Raw genomic sequence first — 26433 nt, 5'->3', positions numbered from 1 at the left:
GACACTGTGCTCGAATTGATCGATACCTACTGGCTCTATTTCCTGGTCGGCCAGTATCCCGACGGCCCGCTGGGCGGCCTGACGCTCACCGTGCTGCTGTCCGGCGCGGCGCTGCTGCTGGCGATGCCGCTCGGCCTGGTGCTGGGTGTGGCGCGCGTCAGCCGCCACCGCGCGATCCGCTGGCCGGTGGGCGCGCTGGTGCAGGTGGTGCGCGCCGTGCCGCTGCTGCTGGTGGTGTTCTGGGCCTATTTCTTCCTGCCGGCCGTTACCGGCGTCAAGACGGGGCAGGCGACCACGATGCTGATGGTGCTGGTGCTGTTCGACGCCGTCTATCTGGCCGAAATCGTCGCGGCCGGGCTGCGCGCGCTGCCCAAGGGCCAGCTGGAAAGCGCCCGCTCGCTGGGCTTGAACTACCCGCAGGCGCTGCGCCTCGTCGTGCTGCCGCAAACCCTGCGTAACGGCCTGCCGTCGATCGTCAGCCAGCTGGTCTCGACCATCAAGGCTACCTCGCTCGGCTACATCATCGGCCTGTCGGAAGTATCCTTCATCGCCACCCAGGTCAACACCCTGGTGTTCACGCAAGCGGTCGAGGTCTACCTGATCCTGGCGCTGACCTATTTCATCCTCTGTTTCGGCCTGTCCCGCCTGGCCTACCTGGCCGAGCGCCGCCTGCAAGGCCGCGCCCTGCGGGTCGACACGCAGCTCGCTTAAAAGAAAGCCCTCGATGATCGTTCTCGATAAAGTCAACAAATGGTACGGCGACTACCACGCGCTCGTGGATGTCAGCGAGCGCGTGGAAAAGAATGAAGTCGTCGTGCTGTGCGGGCCGTCCGGCTCGGGCAAGTCCACCCTGATCCGCACCCTCAACCGGCTGGAAGACATCGATGGCGGCAGCATCGCCATCGACGGCCGCGACATCCATGCCAGGGGTAGCGACGTGAATGCGCTGCGCGCGGGGATCGGTTTCGTGTTCCAGCAGTTCAACCTGTTCCCGCACTTGACCGCCCTCGAGAATTGCACGCTGGCGCCGGTCAACCTGAAGCGGTCCACGCCGAAGGAAGCGCGCGAGCATGCAATGAGCCTGCTCGAGCAGGTGGGCCTGGCGCACAAGCGCGATGCCTACCCGAGCGAGCTGTCGGGCGGCCAGCAGCAGCGCGTGGCGATCGCGCGCGCGCTGGCCATGCGCCCGCCGATCATGCTGTTCGACGAGCCCACCAGCGCGCTCGATCCGGAAATGGTCGGTGAAGTGCTGCAGGTGATGCGCTCGCTGGCGCAGGGCGGCATGACGATGGTCTGCGTCACCCACGAGATGGGCTTTGCGCGCGAGGTCGCGGACCGGGTGCTCTTCATGAGCGAAGGGAGCATCCTGGAGCGCGCCACGCCGGAAGACTTCTTCGCCAATCCGCAGCATCCGCGCGCGCAGCAGTTCCTCGCCGACCGCAGGCGCGGCTAGGATTACGTCTCACAATTAGAAGTCAGGCTAATTCCATTCAGCGTGTCTATAGCCAAGCTTATTTCGCATCTGACGGACACTCGCCTGTCCAACGTGTAACCTTCATGAAGTTTACCTGCTCGCCTACAGTATCGAGCCGTAAGCACTTCGCAGCTTTTCGATAGTAGAGGATGCAGTTTGCTCCGGCGTCGAAGGAGCATGAGTCCACTTCGAGGAATCCACGCTCGGCCAATCGTTTTTCTGCTCCATCGTATTCATAAGCGTCATTGCTGTGCATTCGAGCCGGTTTCCATCCAAAGCTCACCAGTCGGGAGCGCACTTCAAGGAATGACTCGCCAACTTTCAGGCGCAAGTTTGAAATGCTCGGTGTTTTTTCCGACTGGTTCTCGGCAACGGGTCGTATGGGGTCCGCGGCGTTTGCCGGCAATGCGATCATTGCGGCGACTGTGATGACAAGGAGGCGGGTTAAGTTCATTTGCCTGTCCCTCCAGCGGAGTGGTAATTTTGAAGAAAAACTTCGTACTTCTCGAAGGGCTGAGCCGGATAGTGATTGCCCTGACCCGGACCCTTGGGTAAAGCAGCCCATTTTCTCGCGACAGGACTCATCGCACCGGCCACGTCGCCAGCTTTGATCTTGTCGACCATGCCCACTGAGCGAATGATTTCGATCGCGATCAAGTCTTGCGTTTTCGGCGAGAAGTCCGTCAGCCCCATTTTGCCGCCGTGTTGACGCCATGTATCAATGGTGATCTGGTACATGCCAGTCGCTGTGGTGCGCCCTCCGAAGCCCGGGCCGGGATGGGTAGAGTAATCGGAGAAACGCCAAGGATCCTTCTTCTTTCCTTTCACGGCGCCATACTTGAAATCGTAGCCACCACCCTCCGCCTCGGCAATCGCCTTCAAAAAGGCATTTATATTGCGGTTGGCGAGCAAGGCCTCGTTTTCCGCGAGACGGGTAGCCTTGTCCTGCCTGATGCGGATAATTTTAGCTTCGTTGCTTTCCTTCGGGGTGGTTGTCCTCGATGTGCGCCGCTGCAGCGTCTTTCCGCTTGGCGAAGTGACGGTGTCGGGTCCCATATTCTCCTCTAAACGTAGATCTCGATGATTTCGGCCGCCGCCGTTGCGGAAAGTAGATGGGTGCGACCGTCGCCGTCAGATGTGCCGTGTTCGATCTCGCCGGATGCACGTCGAATAGCGTATTCGGCGAAGGCAATCGGCTCGCCAGTCTCGGCGTCCTGCAAGACAAACCTGTCGTCGAATTGGCGCTCGACAGTATCTGCTGTCGCCGATGCGGCGTTGATGCTGGCAGACGCAGCAGGACTGACGGCAACCGGACTTGCGCCCTTGGAGGCATTACTCGCTGCAGCGCCACCACCCCCGAGTTCCACAATGTCGGAAAACTGACTCGCTATGAGAACTGCGCCACAAGCCGTATGCATGCCGGCTAAAGCGACGCCTTTGCCGTAAAAAGTTGTCGTGGGAGCACCCTCGACAATTGGGAAGACACGTTTACATTTCGGGCATTGCACTCTGTGTCCGATGAAAGCGATGGGTTTGCCCATACAAATATCGATAGGGGAGCCCTCGATCACTTTCCCGCCATGGCTAGTAGCGTCCCCCATACGTATGATTTCAGGCATGTGATCTCGATTCCCTAACTGTCATCCAGCAAGCTTAGTTGGGCTGTTGAAAAGGAATTTAGTTTCGCGAGGTCAGTTGAACCACGTCAAACAAAAGATCAAGTGCTCCGGTCAATAGAGTTGGTGGCAATGGACAGTTGCCGTCTTGCGGTATGACTCATCCGCTGTATCCTCCAACGGGTGAGGAGGTGAAGGCGCTACCTTCGGATCAGTGATCCGCTGTCGGTTAGTCGCGTTATTGAGCCGCCACCGGATGATCTGCGCGCCATCGGCGCTCCTGCGTCCGCTCACATCCAGCACCGCACGCCGCACGCCTATAATGTAGAGCTGCAGGCAAGCGGCTGTCGCGACGCCTTCGTATGGAGAACCGGGATGCAGCGATCGAACCTCAAGCCCTGCCGTGTCGGCATCGTCGGCGCCGGCACCGCGGGCCTGGCCACCGCCATCGCCCTGGCCCGGAGCGGCCATGAGGTGCAGGTCTTCGAAAAGCATCCGTCGCTGGCCACGCTCGGTGCGGGCGTCCTGATCCTGCCGCAAGGCGTGGCCGCGCTCGAAGACCTGGGCGTGGCGCAGGCCTTCGAGGCGGCCAGCCTGCCGATCGAACGGCTGGTGGGCTTGAACCACCGCGGCTGGAAGCTGGTCGACATCGCTTATCGGGGCCAAGGGGCGCGCGCCGTGAGCCGCTCGGCGCTGGGCAAGGTGCTGCAGCAGGAATGCCTGCGCCTGGGCGCCGGCCTGCATTTCGGCGCGGACGTCGCCGGTGTGCGGGAGGAGGGCGCGCGCGGCATCATCGAGGTGGACGGGGCGGCGCGCGCATTCGACATCGTCGTCATCGCCAACGGCGCGACCTCCAGTCTGCCCGGACAATGCGGCCTGGCGACGGCTGCGACGCCGTATGCCTGGGGCGCCCTGTGGTCGATGATCGATTTGCCGTCCTGGCACGCGCCCACCGAACTCCTGCAACGCTATGGCGGCACGCGCCGCATGTTCGGCATCATGCCGACCGAGCGCCTGCCGGACGCCTTGCGCGTCTCGTTTTTCTGGAGCCTGCACCGCGACCAGGTCGGCGCCTGGCGCGCGGCTCCCATCGGGGACTTCAAGCGCGAGCTGCTGGCCCTCTGGCCGGAGTCAAGGCCGCTTGTCGAGCGCATCCATTCGCACGAGCAGTTCGCCTTCGCCGCGTATTGCCACGCACGCCCTCAGCGCCTGGCGGCAGGGCCGATCGCCATTGTCGGCGACGCGGCGCATGCCATGAGCCCGCAACTGGGCATGGGCAGTACGCTGGCGGTGCAGGATGCGCTGGCGCTGGCCACGAACGTGGCGCAGCACGGAGCTGTAAAGGGACTGGAGCGTTACAGCGCCGGCCGCCTGCGCACGGTGCGCGCCTACCAGGCGCTCAGCCGCGCGCTGACGCCGTGCTTCCAGTTGGATGGCAATGGCTGGTGGCGCGACCTGGCGTTTGCCGGCTCGCTTTACCTGCCGGGCACGCGCTACCTGATGCACCGTTCGATCGCGGCGCCGCGGCGTTGTGCCAGGATTGCCTGGGCTTAGAACTGTTCTTCGGGCAGCAGGTAACGCCACTGTCCCACCGGCAGGTCGCCCAGCTTGACCTTACCGATGCGCACGCGCTTGAGGCCTACCACCTTGAGCCCGACCATGTCGCACATGCGGCGGATCTGGCGCTTCTTGCCTTCCTTCAGCGTGAAGCTGAGCTGGTCGTCGTTCTGCCAGCGCACCTTGGCCGGCAGCAGGGGTTTCCCGTCCATCCACAGACCGAAGCACAGTTTCTTGAGGTCGGTGTCCGGCAGCTTCCCCGGCTTGGTGTACTGCACCCGCACCAGGTATTCCTTCTCGACCGAGGTGGTCTCGCCGATCAGCTGCTTGGCGATGCGGCCGTCCTGGGTCAGCACCAGCAGGCCCACCGAATCGATGTCCAGGCGCCCGGCCGGCACCAGGCTGCGCAGCTGGGTCGGATGGAACTGTTCTTTCGACGGGTCGTCCGGCCAGCGGTTCTCGGGCTTGATCAGGGCGACCGCCGGCGTGTAGCCGTCTTCTGCCTGGCCGCTCACATAGCCCATCGGCTTGTTGATCAGGATGGTCACACGCTTGGATTGCTCGGCAGCGGCCTGGCGCTCGACGGTGATGCGCTGGCCAGGGAGCACCTTGCTGCCCAGTTCCGAGACCACCTGGCCATCCACGCGCACCCAGCCACGGGCGATCCATTCATCGGCTTCGCGGCGCGAGCACAGGCCGAGTTCGGACATACGTTTGGAGAGGCGGAGCGGTTCAGTCATCGGGAAACAGTAAAAAGTAGGAGTAAAAAGGGGAGGCTAGATTTTCAGCGCATCGAGCAGCTCGGTCTCGAGCTGGACCTGGACGCGCGGGTTGTTCAGGGCCGCGCCGTCGACCAGGAACACGTCTTCGACGCGCTCGCCCAAGGTCAGGATCTTCGCGGTGTGCAGGTTGATGCGGTAGCGCGCCAGCACGCTGGCGATCGCGTACAGCAGGCCGGTGCGGTCATTCGCCGCCACCGACAGCACGTAGAACTGGCCACGCTCGTCCGGGCGCAGGTCGACGGTCGGCGTGATCGGGAAGGTGCGCGACAGGCGCGACAGGCGCCCGCGGCTGAACGGCGGCAGCGGGTCCTGCGAGAGCAGCAGGGCGCACAGTTCGTGCTCGATCAGGCTGATGATGTCGCGGTAACTGCCGGCGAAGTTTTCCTCGGTGACCATGAAGGTATCGAGCGCATAGCCGTGGCGCGTGGTGTGGATCTTGGCGTCCAGGATGGAGAAATTCTTGCGGTCGAAATAGCTGCAGATGCGCGCGAACAGGTCCGGCTGGTCCTTGATGTAGACCGCCACCTGCAGGCCTTCGCCGATCGGCGCCAGGCGCGCGCGCACTACCGGGCGGGAGCTGTCGACCTTGTCGATCAGGGCGCGCGTCTGCCAGGCGATGTCGGAGGCGTCGTGGCGCAGGAAATAGGCGACGTCGAGCTGCTGCCACAGCGCTTCGTGGGCGGAGGCAGCCAGGCCGAACAGGCGCAGCGTGGCCAGGGCTTCCTTCTGGCGCACGCGCAGCTCGCGGTCGGCGCTGTGCGGCTCGCCGCCCAGCACGCGCAGCGTGGTCTTGTACAGGTCTTCCAGCAGCTTGGCCTTCCAGGCGTTCCACACCTTGGGGCTGGTGCCGCGGATGTCGGCGACCGTGAGCAGGTAGAGCGCGCTCAGGTGGCGCTCGTCTTTCACCAGGGCGGCAAAGGCCTGGACCACGTCGGGATCGGACAGGTCCTGCTTTTGCGCCACCGTCGACATGGTCAGGTGCTGCTGGACCAGGAAGACCACCAGTTCGGTATCGGCTTGCGACAGGCCGTGGCTGCGGCAGAAGTCTTCTGCGTCAATCATCCCGAGCTCGGAATGGTCGCCGCCGCGGCCCTTGGCGATGTCGTGGAAGAGGGCGGCCACGTACAGCAGCCAGCGGTCGTGGAAATTGGCGATCAGCTGGCTGCAGAACGGGTATTCGTGCGCGTGCTCGGGCATCGTGAAGCGGCGCAGGTTACGCACCACCATCATGATGTGCTGGTCCACCGTGTAGACGTGGAACAGGTCGTGCTGCATCTGGCCGATGATGCTGCGGAAGGCCGGCAGGTAGCGCCCCAGCACGCCCATGTCGTTCATGCGCCGTAGCGCGTGTACCAGGCCGCTCGGGGCCTGCAGGATGCGCAGGAACTGGGCCTTGTTGAACGGGTCGGCGCGGAAGGCGTCGTCGATGCAGTTGCGCGCATGCCAGAGCGCGCGGATGGTGCGCGCCGTCATGCCCTTGATGTCGGGGCGTTCGGTCATCGCCACGAAAATGCCCAGCACCGCCGGCGGATGGCGCTCGAAGATGTCGCCCGCAGCGATGTCGATGAAGCCGTTCACCTCGTTGAAATAGGCGTTGAGTGGCGCCGCCGAGGACGGGCGCGGGAACAGCTGGGCTTCGATGTTCTGCAGCAGGATGGTGTTGAGCTGGGTGACCGTCTTGGCCGCCCAGTAATAGCGCTGCATCAGGAATTCGCTGGCGCGCCGGCCCTCATGGTTTTCCAGCCCGAAGGTCTTGGCGATCGGGGTCTGCACGTCGAACACCAGGCGGTCTTCGCGCCGATTGGTCTGCAGGTGCAGGCGCACGCGGATGTCCTTGAAGGCGTATTCCTTCTCCATCAGCTGGCGCGCCTCGGTGCGCGTGATGAACTTGCCGCGCGCGAGCTGGCTCCAGGATTCGGCCAGGCGCGCGGCCTTGGCTACCCACAGGATCACCTGCAGGTCGCGCAGCGCGCCCGGGCTTTCCTTGACATTCGGTTCGAGCGAGAAGGCGGTGTATTCGAACTTGGCATGGCGCAGGCGCATCTCGGCGGTCTTGGCGCGAAAAAAAGCTTGCGGGTCCATGGCTTCGCGGTAGCGCGCCTGCAACTGTGCGAACAGGGGCGCGTCGCCGGTGACCAGGCGCGCTTCCAGCAAACTGGTTTGCACGGTGATGTCGGCAGCGGACTCCACCAGGCATTCGTCGATCGTGCGGATGCTGTGGCCGATTTCCAGCCCCAGGTCCCAGAACAGCTGCACCAGCGACTCGAGCTTGGCCTGGGTGATCGCATCGGCCGGCTGGCCCAGCAAGATGAGCAGGTCGACGTCGGAGTAGGGGAAAAGCTCGCCGCGCCCGTAGCCGCCCACGCCCACCAGGGCGGAGCCCGCGGGCAGGCCGGCGGCGAGCCAGGCATCGGCGAGGACGCCGTCGACGCAGGCGCTCAGCCCGCGCAGCAGCTTTTCAGGCTTGCCGTCCTGGTGGAAGGCGTCGATCAGGACCTGCCGCTCGGCCTTGAGCCGCTGGCGCAGGTGCGTGCGCGAGCCGTCGACCGTTAGAGGCTGTCCCATGACCTGGCTGACTCAAGCCGCGACCGCGGCGCTTTGCTCCAGCAGCGGCAGCACGATGGCGGGCGGCGGCGGGGTGCCGGCGGACTGGGTCAGGATCTCGAAGCCGGTCTCGGTGACCAGCACGGTGTGCTCCCACTGCGCCGACAGGCTGCGGTCCTTGGTCTTGATGGTCCAGCCGTCAGGCATTTCCTTGATCTCGCGGCGGCCGGCGTTGATCATCGGCTCGATGGTGAAGATCATGCCCGCCTCGAGCTTTTCCAGCGTGCCCGGACGGCCGTAATGCAGCACCTGCGGCTCTTCGTGGAACACGCGGCCGATGCCGTGGCCGCAGAATTCGCGCACCACGCTGTAGCCGTTCTTTTCGGCGTGCTGCTGGATCACGTGGCCGATGTCGCCCAGGTGGGCGCTGGCCTTGACCTTGGCGATGCCCAGCCACATGCATTCATAGGTGACTTCGGACAGGCGGCGCGCCAGGATCGACGGCTCGCCGACCAGGAACATGCGGCTGTTATCGCCGTGGAAGCCATCCTTGATGACGGTGACGTCGATGTTGAGCGCGTCGCCGCTTTTCAGCACCTTGTCGCCCGGGATGCCGTGGCAGATCACGTCGTTGACCGAGGTGCAGACCGCCTTCGGGTAGGGGGTGTAGCCGGGCGGGGCGTAGTTCAGCGGCGCCGGGGTCGTGCCCTGCACGTTGCTCATGTATTCGTGGCACAGGCGGTCGAGCTCACCGGTAGTCACGCCGGGCTTTACAAAAGGCGTGATGTAGTCGAGCACTTCGGCGCCGAGGCGGCCGGCCAGGCGCATGCCTTCGATTTCTTCAGGGGTCTTGATGGAGATGGACATAATGGATGTCGTATGCAAAAAAAGTGGGGCACAGTTGCCTGTGCAATATCGCGTCATTATAAGGGATGTTGTTGCAGTTGTAGGGTGGGCGGGTCCCCCGCCCGCGCGTTCAACCATCGCTCGAATGAACGCCGCGCCCGTTCATGCTGGATTTGAACGCGCGGGCGGCAAAGCCGCCCACCCTACGGGTAAACGCATTATCAGCAATCGGCCCCACGCCGCGCTTGATAACAAACTTAAATCCCGCTAGAATCTCGGGTTGCTCATATTCGCATCGAGCAATGTTGTAAAAAACATCTTTTTAAATGAAATCGCGAGTGTGGCCGACAAAGGGTGCCTAAACGGTGACTGGCCACATTCAAGACTTAACCCTGGAGAAATTCATGTCCGTTACTATGCGCGAAATGCTGGAAGCCGGTATTCACTTCGGCCACCAGACCCGTTTCTGGAACCCAAAGATGGCACCGTTCATCTTCGGTCATCGCAACAAGATCCACATCATCAACCTGGAAAAGACCATGGCGATGTACCAGGATGCGATGAAGACCATCAAGCAGATCTCGGCCAACCGCGGCACCATCCTGATGGTCGGCACCAAGCGCCAGGCCCGCGACATCATCGCTGCTGAAGCGCAGCGCGCCGGCGTGCCTTACGTCGACCAGCGCTGGCTGGGCGGCATGCTGACCAACTTCAAGACCATCAAGACCTCGATCAAGCGCCTGAAGGAAATGGAAGCCCAGATCGAAGACGGTTCGGTCGAGAAGCTGTCGAAAAAAGAAGGCCTGATGTTCCAGCGCGAAATGATCAAGCTGCAAAAGTCGATCGGCGGCATCAAGGACCTGGGCGGCGTGCCTGACGCGATCTTCGTCGTCGACGTCGGCTACCACAAGGGCACCATCACCGAAGCCGGCAAGCTGGGCATCCCGGTCATCGGCATCGTCGATACCAACCACTCGCCAGAAGGCGTCACCCACGTGATCCCGGGTAACGACGACTCGTCGAAGGCCATCACCCTGTACGCACGCGGCGTTGCCGATGCGATCCTGGAAGGCCGTGCCAACGCCACCAACGAAGTTGCCGAGATGGTCAAGGCAGCCGGCGGCGACGACTTCGTCGAAGTTTCCGAGCAAGCATAATTGAGCGGCAGGCCAGTCCTGCCGTGAGATCGAAGGGGGCGCCGAGCCGTGGCACGAGCCCCCCTTTTTTTAAGTACAAGATTCAGCAATCAAACATCGTGTGGCTGTCCGCTGGACGACCGCACTTTCTACACCAAATTAGGAGAAAACAACATGGCAGCAATTACTGCAGCGATGGTGGGTGAACTGCGCGCGAAGACCGACGCGCCGATGATGGAATGCAAGAAAGCACTGACCGAGGCCGATGGCGACATGGGCCGTGCAGAAGAGATTCTGCGCGTCAAGCTGGGCGGCAAGGCATCGAAGGCAGCCGATCGCGTGACCGCCGAAGGCGTGGTCGCCACTTACATCTCCGGCAACGTCGGCGCGCTGGTCGAAGTCAACAGCGAAACCGACTTCGTCGCCAAGAACGAAGAATTCCTGGCCATGGTCAACCTGGCCGCGCGCCTGGTCGCCGAGCAGAACCCGGCCGACGTCGCCGCCCTGTCCGCGATCCCGCACGAAGGCAAAACCTTCGACGACGTGCGTACGGCACTGATCGGTAAAATCGGCGAGAATATGACCGTTCGCCGTTTCCAGCGTTTCGAGACCACCGGCAAGCTGGCGTCCTACCTGCACGGTACCCGCATCGGCGTGATGGTCGAGTTCGAAGGCGCGGACGAGCAGGTCGGCAAGGACGTCGCCATGCACATCGCGGCCATGAAGCCGGTGTCGCTGTCGTCGGACCAGGTGCCTGCTGAAATGATCGAAAAAGAGCGTTCGGTTGCCAAGCTGAAAGCCCAGGAAGATGCCGACAAGGCAACTGCCGAAGGCAAGCAGCCGCAATCGGCCGAGATCGTCGCCAAGCGTATCGACGGTTCGGTGCAGAAGTACCTGAAAGAAGTCTCGCTGCTGAACCAGGCGTTCGTCAAGAACGACAAGCAGTCGGTCGAGCAGATGCTCAAGGCCGCAGGCGCCACCGTGAAGTCGTTCACGATGTACGTCGTCGGCGAAGGCATCGAGAAGAAGGTAGACGACTTCGCAGCAGAAGTCGCAGCACAGATGGCTGCCAACAAGCAGTAATCAACAGCGGGCCGAAAGGCCCGTTTTTGCAGGTGGGTGGTGTGCGCGGGCCTTGGCTCGCCGCGGGTCGAGACGCAGCCGCACCACCCATCCCCATCTGTCGCACACAGATGAGACCAGCAAACCAGCGCCGGTCAGACCCGAATACGAACACAACTTAGGAGCCGCTTCATCATGACAAAACCAGCCTACAAACGAGTCCTCCTCAAACTGTCTGGCGAAGCGCTGATGGGTGACGACCAGTTCGGCATCAACCGCGCGACCATCGACCGCATGGTGGCCGACGTGGCGGAAGTGGCGAAGCTGGGCGTGGAAGTGGCGGTCGTGATCGGCGGCGGCAACATCTTCCGCGGTGTCGCACCGGGCGCCCAGGGCATGGATCGCGCCACCGCGGACTACATGGGCATGCTGGCCACCGTCATGAACGCGCTGGCCCTGGCCGACGCGATGCGCCATGTGGGCATCACCGCGCGCGTGATGTCGGCCATCGCCATCGAGCAGGTGGTCGAGCCTTACGTGCGCCCGAAAGCCCTGCAATACCTCGAGGAAGGCAAGGTCGTCGTCTTCGCCGCCGGCACCGGCAACCCGTTCTTCACCACCGATACCGCCGCTGCCCTGCGCGGCGCGGAAATCTCGGCCGAAATCGTCCTGAAGGCGACCAAGGTCGACGGCGTCTACAGCGCCGACCCGAACAAGGACCCGCACGCCACCCGCTACGAATCGATCACCTTCGACGAAGCGATCTCCAAGCACCTGCAGGTGATGGACGCCACCGCGTTTGCGCTGTGCCGCGACCAGAAGCTGCCGATCAAGGTGTTCTCGATCGTCAAGCCGGGTGCGCTGCTCCGCGTGGTGATGGGTGAAGACGAAGGTACACTGGTACACGTCTGAGTTTGAATGTAGTTGAACCTTTTGAATCAAGAAAAACAGGAGAGCAGCATGTCCTTAGCTGATGTGAAGAAAAACGCCCAGGAGCGCATGGCAAAGTCCATCGAGACCCTGCGTGCCAACCTGGCCAAGGTCCGTACCGGCCGCGCCCACGCCGGCATCCTCGACTCCGTGATGGTCGATTATTACGGTTCGCCGACCCAGATCTCGCAGGTCGCCAACCTGACCCTGATCGACGCCCGCACCATCGGCGTGCAGCCTTTCGAAAAGAAGATGGCCGCAGCGATCGAACGCGCGATCCGCGACTCCGACCTGGGCCTGAACCCGTCGAGTCAAGGCGAGATGATCCGCGTGCCGACCCCGCCGCTGACCGAAGAGCGCCGCAAGGAAATGGTCAAGCTGACCAAGAACGAAGGCGAAGATGCCAAGATCGCCGTGCGCAACATTCGCCGCGACGCCAACGAAGCCGTGAAGAAGCTGGTGAAAGACAAGGCCGCGTCGGAAGACGACGAGCGCCGCTCGTCCGACGAAATCCAGAAGCTGACCGACAAGTTCGTTGCCGAGATCGACAAGCTGCTGGCCGACAAAGAAAAAGACATCATGACCGTGTAACACCTGGCGCGCGAGCGCCAAGGCGGACCGGCCCCGGCATTGCTGCGGCCGGTCCGAGTCCCTTTTAAGACCGGCTGTGGCGGCCCTGGTTCAGCCAACCGCCCTCAGCCCTGCTGGATGCACCAATGTTCAAAAGTTCGACCACAGCCGTACCCGAAGCGCTCGCCGTACCGCGCCACATCGCCATCATCATGGACGGCAATGGCCGCTGGGCGACCAAACGCCTGCTGCCGCGCGTGGCCGGCCACGTCAAGGGCGTGGAGGCGGTGCGCGGCGTCGTCGAGGCCTGCGTCGAACGCGGCGTCGAATATCTGACCCTGTTCGCGTTCTCGTCGGAAAACTGGCGCCGCCCGGCCGAAGAAGTCTCGCTGCTGATGCGCCTGTTCGTCACGGCGCTCGAGCGCGAAGTGTCGAAAATGCACGCCAATAACATCCGCCTGAAAGTCGTGGGCGACCTCAGCCGCTTCGACGCCAAGCTGCAGGACATGATCGCCGCGGCCGAGCGCCGCACGGCCAACAACAGCCGCCTGACGGTCAGCGTCTGCGCCAACTACGGCGGGCGCTGGGACATCATGCAGGCCACCAGCAAGATGGTGGCGGCCAACCCTGGCGTGCTTGAGTACACCGAAGAGATGCTGGCGCCGCACCTGGCCATGGCCTATGCGCCCGAACCCGACCTGTTCATCCGCACCGGCGGGGAAGAGCGCATTTCCAACTTCCTGCTGTGGCAACTGGCGTATTCCGAGCTCTACTTCACCCAGACCTTCTGGCCAGACTTTTCAAAGGGATCGCTGGACGACGCCATCGGCTCCTTCCAGAACCGCGAGCGCCGTTTCGGCCAGACCGGCGACCAGGTCGCCAAAAAGACCACCACATAAGACACCCGATGCTCAAAACCCGGATCCTCACCGCGCTCGTGCTGCTGGCAGTTTTGCTGCCGGTCCTGTACCTCAACAACTTCATGGCCTTCGCGGTGGTGGTGTCAGCCTTCTTCGGCGCGGCGATCTGGGAATGCTTCCGCCTGTTCAACCCGGGCACCAAAATGGCGCCGGTGATCGCAGCCTTCTGGACCGCGGCCTTCGTCTACGCCTTCTTTGTCTCGCCCAGCACCAATACCACCTTCTGGTTCGCCATCAGCGTGCTGGTCTGGGCGCTGCGCTTCGCCCCCTCGCTCAAGCTCGGCCTGCCGCCGCTGAACAGCACCGGTAACACCTTCCTGAGCCTGGTCTACGCCATCGCGGTGGTCGGCTGCTTCGCCGCGATCGTCACCCTGTTCTCGTATTCGCCGCTCTACCTGCTGTCGGTGATGGCCATCGTCTGGGTCGCCGACATCTTCGCTTACTTCTCCGGCAAGGCCTTCGGCAAGCGCAAGCTGGCGCCGTCGATCTCGCCGGGCAAGTCGTGGGAAGGCGCGATTGGCGGGGGCATCGCGGTGCTGGTCATCGCCTGCTTGAGCATCGTGCTGGGCAGCGACCTGATGGCGCAAACCTTTGCCGCGCGCGTGCAGGCCAGCCTCGGCTGGGGGGCGCTGATCGCGGTACTCATCCTCATCGTCGCGGCCAGCGTGGTCGGCGACCTGTTCGAATCCCAGCTCAAGCGCCGCGCCGGCATGAAGGACAGCAGCAACCTGCTGCCCGGCCACGGCGGCGTGCTGGACCGCGTCGACGCGCTCGTCCCGGTCCTGCCACTGGCGGCCCTGATCGGCGCCTGGCTCTAGTAAGGAAGCAACCATGCAACGCATCACCATCCTGGGCGCCACCGGCTCGATCGGCGCCTCGACCCTCGACGTGCTCGCCCGTCATCCCGAGCAGTACAGCGTGTATGCGCTCACGGCCCATGGCCGCGTGGAAGAACTCGCCGACGCCTGCCGCCGCTTCAAGCCGGCGCGCGCGGTGGTCGGTACGGCGGAAAGCGCGCAGCGCCTGGCCCAGCTGCTTGCCGGCCTGCCGACTTTAGTGGAGTACGGCGAGCAGGCGCTGTGCGACGTCGCCTCGTGTGCGGAGGTCGATACCGTGATGGCCGCCATCGTCGGCGCCGCCGGCCTGGCCCCGGCACTGGCCGCGGCCCGTGCCGGCAAGAAGGTCCTGCTGGCGAACAAGGAAGCGCTGGTCATGTCCGGCCAGCTGTTCATGGACGCGGTCCGTGAAAACAAGGCGACGCTGCTGCCGATCGACAGCGAGCACAATGCGATCTTCCAGTCGCTGCCGCTGAACTACGCCCGCGATCCGCAGGCGGCCGGCGTGGCCAAGGTCTTGCTGACCGCCTCCGGCGGCCCTTTTCTCAATCGCGCGGTCGAGACTTTAGGTGAGGTCACGCCCGACGAGGCCTGCAAGCATCCGAACTGGGTCATGGGCCGCAAGATCTCGGTCGACTCGGCCACGATGATGAACAAGGGCCTGGAAGTGATCGAGGCCCACTGGCTGTTCGGCGCCCCGGCCGACCTCATCGAAGTCGTGATCCACCCGCAAAGCGTGATCCACTCGATGGTCTCCTACGTGGACGGCTCGGTGCTGGCCCAGCTGGGCAACCCGGACATGCGCACCCCGATCGCGCACGCGCTGGCCTTCCCCGAGCGGATCGCGTCAGGCGTGCCCCAGCTCGACCTCACGCAAATGGCCGCGCTGCAGTTCTACCAGCCTGACTTCCAGCGTTTCCCATGCCTGGCGCTGGCCTTCGACGCCCTGCGCGCGGGCGGCACGGCACCGGCCTTGCTCAACGCGGCGAATGAAGTCGCCGTGCAATCCTTCCTCGACCGCGAGATCGGCTTCCGCGACATCGACCGCGTGATCGCGCGCGTGATGGACGCCGTGCCGCACGGCCCGGCGCCCTCGATGGAGGCGGTGCTGGCGCAGGATGCGCGGGCGCGCGAGTCCGCGCGCGGCTTCATCGTCAAACTGCGGGGGTAAGGACATGGGCATGATCTATACGGTGCTGGCCTTCGTGCTGGCCCTCGGCCCGCTGATCGTGCTGCACGAGCTGGGCCACTATGCGGTGGCCCGCCTGTGCAACGTGAAGGTGCTGCGCTTTTCGGTCGGCATGGGCCGGGTGGTGTGGTCGCGCCGTTTCGGTCCCGACCAGACCGAGTGGGCGATCTCCATGCTGCCGCTGGGCGGCTACGTCAAGATGCTCGACAGCCGCGACCCGGAAACAGCGCCGAAGGACGACTCCGAGCTGCACCGCGAATTCACCCACCAGAGCGTCTGGCGCCGCATCGCCATCGTGGCCGCCGGCCCGATCGCGAACTTCCTGGTCGCCATCGTCCTGATGGCCGCGCTGTTCATGCACGGCGTCGAGGAGCCCTCGGCGCGCCTGCGTACCGCGCCGCAAGGAACCGTGGCCCAGCAGGCCGGCGTGCGCGGCGGCGACACCGTCGTTGCCGTCAACGGCAATCCGGTTGCGTCGTGGAGCGAACTGCGCTGGCAACTGGTGCATGCCACCGTCGACAAGGGCGACGCGCGCCTCGAGCTGCGCGCCCAGGGCGGCGGAAGCTATCACGCCGTGATCCCGGCAGCGAGCATTGCCAGACTCGATGCCGAAGCCGACGTCATGAAGGCGCTCGGCCTGGACCTGTGGCGCGCGCGGGCGCGGATCGAAAAAGTCATGCCGGGCGGGGCAGGGGAGCGCGCCGGCCTGCAGCCGGGCGACCTGATTCGCAGCGCCGACGGCAAACCGGTCGACGACGGCCTGGCCTTCACCGAGATGATGCGCGCCTCGGCTGCGCGCGCGGTCCCGATCGAGGTCGAGCGCGGCGGACGCATCGTGCAGGTCACGGTCACTCCGGAACTTGACAAGGCCAGCGGCCGCGGCGTGGCCAAGGTACTGCTGTCGCAGCCGGTCGAGATGGTGACGGTGTCCTCAAGCCCGGTCGACGCCGTCGTGAAGGGCGTGGAGCGCACCTGGGAAACCAGTACCATGACCCTCAAGATGATCGGCCGGATGATTACCGGGGAAGCCTCCTGGAAGAATGTCACCGGCCCGATCACGATTGCCGACTATGCGGGACAGACTGCGCGGGTCGGCCTGGCCACTTATTTGCAGTTCATTGCATTTATTAGTATTAGCTTAGGCGTAATGAATTTGTTACCAATTCCGGTTCTGGATGGTGGTCATTTACTGTATTATTCGCTGGAAGTTTTGACCGGGCGCCCCCTGCCTGCGCGAGTGGGAGAATTCGCACAACGCTTCGGGGTCGGCCTGCTGTTCGTGCTGATGGCGCTCGCCGTCTTCAATGACCTGGTGCGGTTGCTCTAGCAGTTGCCCTAACTGCAGCGCGCCCGCCGGCAAAAACAATATGCAATGTTGTCCAATGACTGACCCACAGATCCAGCCAATGAATTCACAACCTGATCGTTTTGCCCTGCCGTTCATCCGCCGCAGCTTGATTGGCGCAGCCGTATTGGCTCTCTGCGCCGGCAACGCACTTGCCGTCAACCCGTTCGTGGTGAAGGACATCCGCGTCGAGGGTATCCAGCGTACGGAAGCGGGCACCGTGTTCAGCTACCTGCCGGTGCGCGTGGGCGAGACCTTCGACGACGATAAGGCCACCTCCGCCATCAAGGCGCTGTACGCGACCGGCTTCTTCAAGGACATCCGCCTGGAAGAAGAAAACGGCGTGCTGGTGGTGCTGGTCGAGGAGCGTCCGGCCATCTCGTCGGTGGACTTCACCGGCACCAAGGAATTCGAAAAAGACATGCTGGTCAAGGCCCTGCGCGAAATCGGCGTGGGCGAGACCAAGATCTTCGACAAGGCCTCGGTCGACCGCGCCGAGCAGGAACTCAAGCGCCAGTACCTGTCGCATGGCCTGTACGGCGTGAAGATCACGACCACCGTTACCCCGATCGAGCGCAACCGCGTGACGATCATGTTCAACGTGGACGAGGGCGACGTCGCCAAGATCAAGGGCATCACTTTTGTGGGCAACAAGACGTTCTCGGACAAGCAGCTGCTTGAACTGCTGCAGCTGTCGAAGTCGGGCTGGCTGACCTGGTATTCGAAAGCCGACCAGTATTCCAAGCAAAAGCTCACCGGCGACCTGGAGAACATCAAGTCGTTCTACCTGAACCGCGGCTACCTGGAAGCGAACGTCGAATCGACCCAGGTCTCGATCACCCCGGACAAGCGCGACATCTACCTGACCATCAACGTTACCGAAGGCGAGCAGTACACCGTCTCCGGCGTCAAGCTCGAAGGCGAGATGTTCGGCCGCGAGGAAGAGCTGAAACAGCTGATCCTGCTCCAGCCGGGCAAGACCTATTCGGGCGAAGCGATGGAAGCGACCAACAAGCTGATCGCCGACCGCCTGGGCACCTTCGGCTATGCCTTCGCGAACGTCACCGGCAACCCGGAGATCAACCGCGACAAGCGCGAAGTGGCCTTCACCTTCTTCGTCGATCCGGGCAAGCGCGCCTACGTGCGCCACATGAACATCTCGGGCAACACCGTGACGCGCGACGAAGTGATCCGCCGCGAATTCCGCCAGTTCGAGAGCTCGTGGTACGACGCCAACCGCGTCAAGCTCTCGCGCGACCGCGTCGACCGCCTCGGCTACTTCAAGGAAGTCAAGATCGAGACGCCGGAGTCGCCGGGCACCTCGGACCAGGTCGACGTCAACATGATCGTCGAAGAAAAACCGACCGGTAACTTCATGATCGGCGGTGCGTTCTCGCAGTCGGAGAAGTTCACCTTCACCGCGTCGATCTCGCAGGCCAACTTCGCCGGCAGCGGCAACACGATCGGCCTGGAGCTCAACACCAGCAAGTACAACCGCACGATCGCGTTCTCGCAGACCAACCCGTACTTCACCGACGACGGCATCTCGCGCGCCTTCCAGCTCTACCTGCGCACCTCGCGTCCGCCGGCGATCAACCTGGGCCTGTACACCGTGCGCCAGACCGGCGGCACCATGACCTTCGGCGTGCCGTTCTCGGAATCGGACACCGTCTACTTCGGCGCCGGCCTGGAACGCACCCAGATCGAGACCGACCAGACCTCGCCGCAGATCTACCAGACCTTCGTGGCGCAGAACGGCGGTCCTGCCAGCGGTATCGGCAAGGCCGAGACCAATGCCATCCCGCTGACCGCGGCATGGGGCCGCGACACCCGCGACAGCGCGGTGACGCCGACCCGCGGCCGCTTCCAGCGCGCCAACCTCGAGATCGATGCACTGGGCAATTCGAAGTACTACCGCATGGTGTACGAGCACCAGTACTGGCGTCCGGTCACCCGCTGGATGACGCTCGCGCTGCGCGGTGAGCTCGACTACGGCAAGGGCATCGGCGGCAGCAACTACCCGGTCTTCAAGAACTTCTACGCCGGCGGCATCGGCTCGGTGCGCGGCTACGAAAGCTCGTCGCTGGGCGTGGTCGATCCGTTCTACTACGACGCCGTGGGCGGCTCCAAGCGCCTCATCGTGAACGCCGAGCTGCAGTTCCCGTTCCCGGGCAGCGGCGCCGACCGCAGCCTGCGCTGGTTCACCTTCCTGGACGGCGGCCAGGTCTGGCAGGAGCAGTCGAAGATCCGCCTCGACCAGATGCGCTACTCGGCAGGTATCGGCCTGTCCTGGATTTCGCCGGTCGGCCCGCTCAAGTTGAGTTATGCTAAGCCTTTGAACGCGCTGACGGGCGACCGCCTCGAGCGCTTCCAGTTCCAGATGGGTACCGGCTTCTGACCGGCCACCATCGGCTTCAACCGATTTGCGGAGAATGATCTTGAAAACGCTGATAGCCTCCTTGCCTCGTACACTGCTGATCGCCGCACTGTGCGCGGCGCCCCTGGTGGCGGCCCAGGCCCAGGTCCAGCCGGCCCCGAGCCGGATCGGCTACGTGGCCACCGAGCGGCTGATGACCGAGTCCAAGATGGCCAAGACGGCCGATGCCCGCATCCAGGCCGAATTCCTCAGGCGCCAGAAGGCGGTCGAGGAAACGGTCACCAAGATGAAGCAGATGTCGGAGAAATTCGACGGCGAAGCGGCCGCCCTGAACGACGTCGAGCGCACCCGCCGTGCGCGCGAACTGTTCAACATGGAGAAAGACGTGCAGCGCATGCAGCGCGAGTTCACCGAAGACCTCATGCAGCGCAAGAACGAAGAGCGCGCCGCGATCGCGGCACGCGCCTTCAAGATCATCGAGCAGGTGGCCGAGGCCGAGCGCCTGGACGCGGTGCTGGCCGAAGCTGCCTGGTCGAGCCCGCGCATCGACATCACCGACAAGATCCTCAAGCTGCTGGACAAATAAGCCGGCCGACCAGCAAGGACACGTATCACTTTGACCGACACCCGACATACCAACATGGGCATCCGACTGGCCGAGCTGGTCGAGCGCTTCGGCGGACAGCTGGTGGGCGACCCCGATCTCGAGGTGACGGCCATTGCGCCGCTCGACAGCGCCGGCGCCACCCACATCAGCTTCCTCAGCAACAGCAAGCTGCGCGCGCTCGCGGCCCAGAGCGGCGCCGCCGCGCTGATCCTGTCGCCGCTGGACGACCCGACGGTTGCCGCGACCTTCGAGGGCGCGCGCATCGTCACCACCAACCCCTACGCCTACTTCGCCCGCACCGCGCAGCTGTTCGAGTCGCTGGCGAGCACGCCGCCCAGCCCGGGCATCGACGCCAGCGCCGTGGTGTCCCCAAGTGCGACCATCGACCCGACCGTCCATGTGGGCCCGCATGCGACCATCGAGGCCGGCGCCATCGTCGGCGCCCACGCCGTCATCGGTGCGGGCTGCTTCGTCGGCCGTGACGCACGCATCGGCGCCGCTACCCAGCTGTTCCCGAACGTGACCTTCCACGCGCGTTGCATCATCGGTGCGCGCGGCATCATCCATTCGGGCGCCGTGATCGGCACCGACGGCTTCGGCTTCGCGGTCGAGGCGGGCGTGTACATCAAGATCCCGCAGACCGGACGCGTGGTCATCGGCGACGACGTCGACATCGGCGCCAACACCACCATCGACCGCGGGGCCCTGGCCGACACCGTCATCGAAGACGGGGTGAAGCTGGACAACCAGATCCAGATCGGCCACAACTGCCGCATCGGCGCGCACACGGCCATGGCCGGCTGCGTCGGCGTGGCCGGCAGCGCCAGGATCGGCAAGCATTGCACGTTTGGGGGCGCCGCCATGGTGCTGGGCCACCTCGAGATCGGGGACAACGTCCATATCTCGTCGGGCAGCATGGTCTCGCGCTCGGTGCTCGAGCCGGGCCAGTACACCGGTTTCTACCCGCTGGCCAAGAACGCCGAGTGGGAGCGTAGCGCGGTCATCGTGCGCAACCTGGCATCGATGCGCGAGAAGCTGCGCACCCTTGAAAAAACAATTAAAACTCTAACAGAGCAAAAATGAGCAACGACCTGAAAACCCTGGACATCACCCAAATCAAGGAATACCTGCCGCACCGCTATCCGATGCTGCTGGTCGACCGCGTGCTGGACGTGGAGCTGGGCAAGCGCATCACCGCGATCAAGAACGTCACCGCCAACGAAGAATTCTTCAACGGCCACTTCCCGCACAAGCCGGTGATGCCGGGCGTCCTGATGATCGAAGCGATGGCGCAGACCGCCGCGATCCTGTCCTTCATGACCATGGACGTCAAGCCGGACGAGAATTCGGTGGTGTATTTCGTCGGCATCGACAACGCGCGCTTCAAGCGTCCGGTCGAGCCGGGCGACCAGCTCAAGATGGAAGTCGAGATCCTGCGCGTCTCGCGCGGCATCTGGAAGTACAAGGCGGTGGCCACCGTGGACGGCAAGGTCGCGGTCGAGGGTGAGCTGATGTGCACGATCCGTGGCGCGGCCGAGGCGACCATGAAGGGTCCGGAAGCAGCGGCAGCGGGGCTGTAAGATGAGCAAGATTCACCCGAGCGCGATCGTCGACCCGAAGGCGGAGCTGGACAGCTCGGTCGAGGTCGGCCCGTATTCGATCATCGGCCCGCACGTGAAGATCGACGCGGGCACCGTGGTGGGCCCGCATGTGGTCATCGAAGGCCACACGACGATCGGCAAGGACAATACATTCTTCCAGTTCGGCTCCATCGGCGCCGCGCCACAGGACAAGAAGTGGAAGGGCGAGCCGACCCGCCTGGAGATCGGCGACGGCAACACCATCCGCGAGTTCGTCACCTTCAACCTGGGCACCGCCCAGGACGAAGGCGTCACGCGCCTGGGCGACGACAACTGGATCTCGGCCTACGTGCACCTGGCGCACGACTGCCAGGTGGGCAGCCACACGATCTTCTCGAACAATGCGCAGCTGGCCGGCCACGTGCACGTGGGCGACCACGCCATCCTGTCGGGCTACGCCGGCGTGCACCAGTTCTGCAAGATCGGCGCGCATGCCTTCATCGGCATGTACACCAGCCTGACCCAGGACGTGCCGCCGTTCGTGCTGGTCTCGGGTAACCCGGCCGGCCAGCGCGGCGTGAACATCGAAGGCCTGAAGCGCCGCGGGTTCTCGCGCGAGCAGATCGACGGCATCCGCGCCGCCTACAAGCTGTTGTACCGCTCGGGGCTGACGCTGGAAGAAGCCAAGGCCGCCCTGCTGGAGCAGGAAACGCTGCTGCCGGCGGCTGCTATAGAGATCCGCGCCATGCGCGAATTCCTCGGCACGGCTACCCGTGGCATCGTCCGCTGAGGCGCAGTTGAACGAGATTTCGCTGGCCCTGGTCGCCGGCGAGGTGTCCGGCGACATGCTTGCCGCGCGCCTGATGGCAGGCCTGCGCCCACACCTCCCGAACGCACGCTTTCACGGCATCGGCGGACCGAAGATGATGGAGCAGGGGCTGGTATCCGACGTCCCGATGGACACGCTCACCGTGCGCGGCCTGTTCGAGATCATCCCGCGCTACCGCGAAATCAAGGGCATCCAGAACCGCCTGCGCGACCGACTGCTGCTCGAGCGTCCGGCGGCCTTCATCGGCGCCGACTATCCGGGCTTCAACCTCGGGCTGGAAGAGCAGTTGCGCAGCCAGGGCATCCCGACCGTGCACTTCGTCAGCCCGCAGATCTGGGCCTGGCGCGGCGGGCGTATCAAGAAAATCAAGCGCGCGGTCTCGCACATGCTGGTGATTTTCCCCTTCGAGGAAGCGATCTACCGTGCCGCCGGCGTGCCGGTGACGTATATCGGGCATCCGCTGGCAGAGATGATTCCCCTCGCGCCGGACGTGGCGGCAGCGCGCGCCTCGCTTGGCGTCGCGCCGGGCGCGCGCGTGGTCACGATCATGCCGGGCAGCCGGATGGGCGAGCTGAAGTACCTGGCCGAGCCCTTCGTGGCGGCCGCCAAACTGCTGGCGGCGCGCGACCCGGGCCTGGTGTTCATCGCGCCGATGGCGGGCGAGCGCCAGAAGGCCTACTATACCGAGATCGTCAACGCGGCCGGGCTGGCGGACGTGCCGGTGCGGCTCATCGACGGCGACTCGCATGCCTGCATCGCCGCCGCCGACGCGGTGCTGGTCGCCTCCGGCACGGCGACGCTGGAAGTGGCGCTGTTCAAGAAGCCGATGGTGATTGCCTACAAGGTGATGCGGGCCTCGTGGGAAATCATGCGGCACATGGGTTACCAGCCGTGGATCGGCCTGCCGAACATCCTGGCGCGCGAATTCGTCGTTCCGGAGTATCTTCAGCATGCGGCCACCCCGCAGGCGCTGGCCGATGCCATCTGGCGACAGCTCGACGACCCCAGCGGTCGCGAACAACTGGCGCGGCGGTTCACCGAGATGCACCACAGCCTGCTGCGCAACAGCGCACAGGCGAGCGCGGAGGCGGTCCTTCGCGTGATCGGACGAAAGAAATGAGTAAAAAGAGAGTCAATTTTTATCCCGGCCTGCCGCCGAGGCTGCGCCCGTTCACCGACCTGGACATCGTCTGCGGCGTGGACGAAGCCGGCCGCGGGCCGCTGGCCGGGCCGGTGTTCGCCGCCGCCGTGATCCTCGACCCGAAGCGGCCGATCGAGGGCCTGCGCGATTCCAAGAAGCTGACCGGGGCGCGCCGCGACGAGCTGGCCCCGCTGATCAAGGAGCATGCGCTGGCCTGGGCCATCGCCGAATGCTCCTGTGAAGAGATCGACACCCTCAACATCCTGCACGCGACCATGCTGGCCATGCGCCGCGCGGTGGAAGCGCTGCAGACCCTGCCGACCATCGCCCTGATCGACGGCAACCGCTGCCCGCCGATGGCCGTGCGCGCCCACGCCGTCATCGAAGGCGACGACAAGGTGCACGCGATCTCGGCCGCCTCGATTCTTGCCAAGACTGCGCGCGACGCGCTGCTGGTGCAGCTTCATGCGCAATACCCGCAATACTGCTTCGACCAGCACAAGGGCTATGGCACGGCGCTGCACCTGGAGCGCCTGCGCCAGCACGGACCCTCGCCGGTGCATCGCCGCTCGTTCGCGCCGGTGCGCGAGCTGCTGCAGCAGGATATGTTTGCGTTCGCATGAAGAGCATCACTTCACGCGACAACGCGTTCTATAAAGAGCTCAAGGCGCTCGCGACCAGCTCGCAGGCGCGGAGAAAAGCCGGCCGCAGCCTGCTGGACGGCGTGCACCTTTGCCAGAGCTGGCTGGACCTGCGCGGCGCGCCCGAGCACTGCGTGGTGTCGGAAGACGCGCTGGCCAATCCGGAAGTCGCGGCCATCATCGAGCGCGTCGAAGCCCTGCATGCCCATGTCACGGCACTGCCGGATGCGATGTTCGGCGCGATCAGCCAGGTCGAGAACGGCGTGCACCTCGTGTTCGTGGTCGAGTCGCCGGTGCCGTCCAGAGCGCCCGGATTGAACGAATCTTGCGTGCTGCTCGACGGCGTGCAGGACCCGGGCAACGTCGGCTCGATCCTGCGCAGCGCCGCCGCCAGCGGCATCAAGCAGGTGTACTGCAGCCCCGGCACGGCCTTCTGCTGGTCGCCCAAGGTGCTGCGCGCGGCCATGGGCGCCCACTTCGTGCTCGACATCTTCGAGAACATCGAGCTGGCGCCTTTGGTGCGCGAGGCGAACGTGCCGGTGCTGGCCACCAGCGGCTATGCCAGCGAGCGCTTGTACGCGCTCGACCTGCGCCGGCCGGTGGCCTGGGTGCTGGGCCATGAAGGGCAGGGCGTCTCCGGCGATCTGCTGGAGCTGGCGACGCACCGGGTGGCGGTGCCGCATGCGGGCAAGGTCGAGTCGCTGAACGTCGCGGCCTGCGCCGCGGTGTGTTTTTTCGAACAGCTGCGCCAACTTCAATCGTAGACGCCGGCTAGGCCTTCAGGGTAATCTGGCGGTTGACACAATGGAGTAGAGATGGACATCGCGCATTTGCATTTCCTGGTGGCGGAAGCCGACGCAGCCCAGCGCAGGACGCTGGTGGAGCTGCTCGGCCAAATGGGCGCGAGCCGCGTCACCGACGTGCCGGACGGGCACATGGCGCTGCAGCGCATGGAAGCGGGCTTCACGCCGCAAGTGAACGTCGCGATCGTCGACCTGGCGCTGCCGGGGATGGACGGCCTGGAGCTGATCCGCAACCTCGGGACAATGGGCGGCGGCGTACGCCTGGTGGTCACGGGCGCCCAGCCATCGAGCCTGCTGTTCTCGGTCGAGACCCTGGCCCAGGCCTATGGCGTCGAGCTGCTCGGGTCGATCGCCAAGCCGGTGACGGCCGCCAAGCTCAAACCCCTGCTCGACAACTACACGCCGCTGGTGAAGCTGGACGAGCGGCCTGCGGGCCCACGCTTCAGCTTCCAGGAAATCGGCATCGGCCTGCAAAAGCGCCAGTTCGAGCCCTTCTTCCAGCCCAAGATCGAACTGGCCACCGGCCAGGTCAAAGGCCTGGAAGCCTTCGCGCGCTGGCGCCATCCCGAGCATGGCGTGCTCGGTCCCGGCTCCTTCATCGACGCGCTGGAGCAGAACAACCGGGTCGACTTCCTCGACTGGAGCATGATCGAGATGGCGGCCGAGCACTGCCGCGCCTTCCAGGACCAGGGCCTGCCGATCGCGATGTCGATCAACCTCGCGCCCGAGACGCTGGCCAATCCATCGTTCGTGCGCCAGATCACCGCCTGCATCGGCCGCCACCGCATCCTGCCCGAATACCTGACCTTCGAGATGCCCGAGTCCTCGGTTCTCAACACCGACCCGCATTTCATCGAACGTCTGGTGCGTCTGCGCATGATGGGCTTTGGCCTGGCGATCGACGACTACGGCACCGGCAGCTCCAACCTCCAGCTGCTGGCGCGCATCCCCTTCACCGAACTGAAGATCGACCGCAGCTTCGTCGACGGCGCCTCCAAGCGCCGCCCCCTGGGCACCGTCCTGCGCTCCTGCCTGAGCCTGGCGCACAGCCTCGACCGCATGTCGGTCGCCGTCGGCGTCGAAACCCGCCAGGACTGGGACTTCCTCCAAAACCTCGGCTGCACCTACGCCCAGGGCTACCACATCGCCAACCCCATGGAAGCCGCCGCCTTCCCCGGCTGGCTCGAAGACTGGCGCCACTTCTTCTAACCCATTGGGGTCAGAGTTGAATTGTCGGGAAACTTTCAAAAATTTCCCGCAATTCGACTCTGACCCTAATTGCCTAAAAGGTCTTGATCCAAAAATTAATTGGGGTCAGAGTCGAATTGTTTGACAACTTTTAAAAGTTGCTCGGTAATTCGACTCTGACCCTCTTTATTTTTGCTTCAATTTCAGGTCATTCTCGCGATTATTTAGTCGGCTCAATTGATCTGATTCTTTTATTGCCGCTACGTCCGCAAACTGGCGATCCTGGCCTCAAAATCAATGAGGGTCAGAGTCGAATTAATTGGAAACTCTCGAAAGTTTCCTGTAATTCGACTCTGACCCTAATGCCGTTAAGTTAAGATGCCGCTGACGTCCAGGCTGTTGTAAACGCATGGCGACTCTGTTAACCTGCGGCCAATGCTTGCCGACACTCTTCCCCTGA

General features: G+C 64.0%; 26 protein-coding genes. 20 read left to right on the top strand and 6 right to left on the bottom strand.

Annotated features, from left to right (window positions below):
• The first annotated feature begins 6 nt into the window (after nucleotides 1-6).
• The gene (locus tag AC56LR_RS16140) at nucleotides 7-711 is read left to right on the top strand and encodes an amino acid ABC transporter permease (RefSeq protein ID WP_497131839.1); all 705 of its coding nucleotides are present in this window, start codon (nucleotides 7-9) and stop codon (nucleotides 709-711) included.
• Between the two features lie 13 nt (nucleotides 712-724).
• A complete protein-coding gene (locus tag AC56LR_RS16135; RefSeq protein WP_497131838.1) occupies nucleotides 725-1453 on the top strand; it encodes an amino acid ABC transporter ATP-binding protein in 729 nt (242 codons plus the stop codon).
• A gap of 58 nt (nucleotides 1454-1511) precedes the next feature.
• Here AC56LR_RS16135 and AC56LR_RS16130 read toward each other — a convergent pair whose 3' ends face one another.
• Genes AC56LR_RS16130 through AC56LR_RS16120 form a run of 3 tightly spaced genes read right to left on the bottom strand, consistent with a single transcriptional unit; the run spans nucleotide 1512 to nucleotide 3093 of the window.
• Nucleotides 1512-1928: a hypothetical protein gene (locus AC56LR_RS16130; RefSeq protein WP_497131837.1), complete on the bottom strand. Its 417-nt coding sequence runs from the start codon at nucleotides 1926-1928 to the stop codon at nucleotides 1512-1514.
• Complete coding sequence (locus AC56LR_RS16125) at nucleotides 1925-2530, bottom strand: lysozyme family protein (protein WP_497131836.1); 606 nt, start codon at nucleotides 2528-2530, stop codon at nucleotides 1925-1927. Before AC56LR_RS16125 ends, AC56LR_RS16130 begins: the two co-directional genes overlap by 4 nt.
• 8 nt (nucleotides 2531-2538) lie before the next feature.
• Entirely contained in the window at nucleotides 2539-3093 is a 555-nt protein-coding gene (locus AC56LR_RS16120) for a PAAR domain-containing protein (protein ID WP_497131835.1), read from the bottom strand.
• Between the two features lie 372 nt (nucleotides 3094-3465).
• Between AC56LR_RS16120 and AC56LR_RS16115 the strand changes: the two genes are divergently transcribed.
• Nucleotides 3466-4644, top strand: coding sequence for an FAD-dependent oxidoreductase (locus AC56LR_RS16115; RefSeq protein ID WP_497131834.1), 1179 nt, complete (start codon nucleotides 3466-3468; stop codon nucleotides 4642-4644).
• On the opposite strand, the gene AC56LR_RS16110 is transcribed toward AC56LR_RS16115, so the two are convergent.
• The 3 genes from AC56LR_RS16110 to map are packed head-to-tail and all read right to left on the bottom strand — an operon-like array spanning nucleotide 4641 to nucleotide 8840.
• On the bottom strand, nucleotides 4641-5387 hold the full coding sequence (locus AC56LR_RS16110) for a pseudouridine synthase (protein ID WP_497131833.1): 747 nt from the start codon (nucleotides 5385-5387) through the stop codon (nucleotides 4641-4643). The genes AC56LR_RS16115 and AC56LR_RS16110 overlap by 4 nt on opposite strands.
• 36 nt (nucleotides 5388-5423) lie before the next feature.
• Nucleotides 5424-7994 (bottom strand): [protein-PII] uridylyltransferase, encoded by a 2571-nt coding sequence (locus AC56LR_RS16105; RefSeq protein ID WP_497131832.1) that lies wholly within the window; start codon nucleotides 7992-7994, stop codon nucleotides 5424-5426.
• Between the two features lie 12 nt (nucleotides 7995-8006).
• Nucleotides 8007-8840, bottom strand: coding sequence for a type I methionyl aminopeptidase (gene map, locus AC56LR_RS16100; protein WP_497131831.1), 834 nt, complete (start codon nucleotides 8838-8840; stop codon nucleotides 8007-8009).
• Nucleotides 8841-9223: 383 nt separating this feature from the next.
• Between map and rpsB the strand changes: the two genes are divergently transcribed.
• The 17 genes from rpsB (at nucleotide 9224) to AC56LR_RS16015 (ending at nucleotide 25994) form a co-directional block, all read left to right on the top strand.
• Nucleotides 9224-9976, top strand: coding sequence for a 30S ribosomal protein S2 (gene rpsB, locus AC56LR_RS16095; RefSeq protein ID WP_489872994.1), 753 nt, complete (start codon nucleotides 9224-9226; stop codon nucleotides 9974-9976).
• A gap of 153 nt (nucleotides 9977-10129) precedes the next feature.
• Nucleotides 10130-11038: a translation elongation factor Ts gene (gene tsf / locus AC56LR_RS16090; RefSeq protein WP_497131830.1), complete on the top strand. Its 909-nt coding sequence runs from the start codon at nucleotides 10130-10132 to the stop codon at nucleotides 11036-11038.
• A gap of 174 nt (nucleotides 11039-11212) precedes the next feature.
• Nucleotides 11213-11929 carry a UMP kinase gene (gene pyrH, locus AC56LR_RS16085; protein ID WP_171080541.1) on the top strand — a complete coding sequence of 239 codons (717 nt, stop codon included), beginning with the start codon at nucleotides 11213-11215 and terminating at the stop codon, nucleotides 11927-11929.
• 48 nt (nucleotides 11930-11977) lie between these two features.
• Nucleotides 11978-12538: a ribosome recycling factor gene (frr, locus tag AC56LR_RS16080; RefSeq protein WP_489872991.1), complete on the top strand. Its 561-nt coding sequence runs from the start codon at nucleotides 11978-11980 to the stop codon at nucleotides 12536-12538.
• A 125-nt stretch (nucleotides 12539-12663) separates the two neighbouring features.
• The gene (gene uppS, locus AC56LR_RS16075) at nucleotides 12664-13416 is read left to right on the top strand and encodes a polyprenyl diphosphate synthase (protein ID WP_497131829.1); all 753 of its coding nucleotides are present in this window, start codon (nucleotides 12664-12666) and stop codon (nucleotides 13414-13416) included.
• Between the two features lie 8 nt (nucleotides 13417-13424).
• The gene (locus AC56LR_RS16070; protein ID WP_497131828.1) at nucleotides 13425-14255 is read left to right on the top strand and encodes a phosphatidate cytidylyltransferase; all 831 of its coding nucleotides are present in this window, start codon (nucleotides 13425-13427) and stop codon (nucleotides 14253-14255) included.
• 13 nt (nucleotides 14256-14268) lie between these two features.
• Nucleotides 14269-15444, top strand: coding sequence for a 1-deoxy-D-xylulose-5-phosphate reductoisomerase (gene ispC, locus AC56LR_RS16065; RefSeq protein WP_497131827.1), 1176 nt, complete (start codon nucleotides 14269-14271; stop codon nucleotides 15442-15444).
• A 4-nt stretch (nucleotides 15445-15448) separates the two neighbouring features.
• Nucleotides 15449-16789, top strand: coding sequence for an RIP metalloprotease RseP (gene rseP / locus AC56LR_RS16060; RefSeq protein WP_497131826.1), 1341 nt, complete (start codon nucleotides 15449-15451; stop codon nucleotides 16787-16789).
• A 79-nt stretch (nucleotides 16790-16868) separates the two neighbouring features.
• A complete protein-coding gene (gene bamA, locus AC56LR_RS16055; protein ID WP_497131825.1) occupies nucleotides 16869-19205 on the top strand; it encodes an outer membrane protein assembly factor BamA in 2337 nt (778 codons plus the stop codon).
• Nucleotides 19206-19266: 61 nt separating this feature from the next.
• A complete protein-coding gene (locus AC56LR_RS16050) occupies nucleotides 19267-19770 on the top strand; it encodes an OmpH/Skp family outer membrane protein (RefSeq protein WP_497131824.1) in 504 nt (167 codons plus the stop codon).
• A gap of 54 nt (nucleotides 19771-19824) precedes the next feature.
• The gene (lpxD, locus tag AC56LR_RS16045) at nucleotides 19825-20874 is read left to right on the top strand and encodes a UDP-3-O-(3-hydroxymyristoyl)glucosamine N-acyltransferase (protein ID WP_497131886.1); all 1050 of its coding nucleotides are present in this window, start codon (nucleotides 19825-19827) and stop codon (nucleotides 20872-20874) included.
• A complete protein-coding gene (gene fabZ, locus AC56LR_RS16040) occupies nucleotides 20871-21371 on the top strand; it encodes a 3-hydroxyacyl-ACP dehydratase FabZ (protein ID WP_497131823.1) in 501 nt (166 codons plus the stop codon). Before lpxD ends, fabZ begins: the two co-directional genes overlap by 4 nt.
• A gap of 1 nt (nucleotide 21372) precedes the next feature.
• Nucleotides 21373-22161 carry an acyl-ACP--UDP-N-acetylglucosamine O-acyltransferase gene (gene lpxA / locus AC56LR_RS16035; protein ID WP_497131822.1) on the top strand — a complete coding sequence of 263 codons (789 nt, stop codon included), beginning with the start codon at nucleotides 21373-21375 and terminating at the stop codon, nucleotides 22159-22161.
• On the top strand, nucleotides 22145-23320 hold the full coding sequence (gene lpxB, locus AC56LR_RS16030) for a lipid-A-disaccharide synthase (protein ID WP_497131821.1): 1176 nt from the start codon (nucleotides 22145-22147) through the stop codon (nucleotides 23318-23320). The genes lpxA and lpxB overlap by 17 nt, the downstream gene beginning before the upstream one ends.
• Nucleotides 23317-23964 (top strand): ribonuclease HII, encoded by a 648-nt coding sequence (rnhB, locus tag AC56LR_RS16025; RefSeq protein WP_497131820.1) that lies wholly within the window; start codon nucleotides 23317-23319, stop codon nucleotides 23962-23964. The genes lpxB and rnhB overlap by 4 nt, the downstream gene beginning before the upstream one ends.
• Nucleotides 23961-24746: a TrmH family RNA methyltransferase gene (locus AC56LR_RS16020; RefSeq protein ID WP_497131819.1), complete on the top strand. Its 786-nt coding sequence runs from the start codon at nucleotides 23961-23963 to the stop codon at nucleotides 24744-24746. Before rnhB ends, AC56LR_RS16020 begins: the two co-directional genes overlap by 4 nt.
• 51 nt (nucleotides 24747-24797) lie before the next feature.
• Entirely contained in the window at nucleotides 24798-25994 is a 1197-nt protein-coding gene (locus AC56LR_RS16015) for an EAL domain-containing response regulator (protein WP_497131818.1), read from the top strand.
• Nucleotides 25995-26433: the final 439 nt, after the last annotated feature.

This window comes from Telluria sp. ZT3P39 (assembly GCF_059685935.1).
The sequence above is the reverse complement of the archived record's forward strand: the minus strand, read 5'-3'. Positions and strand labels throughout refer to the sequence as shown.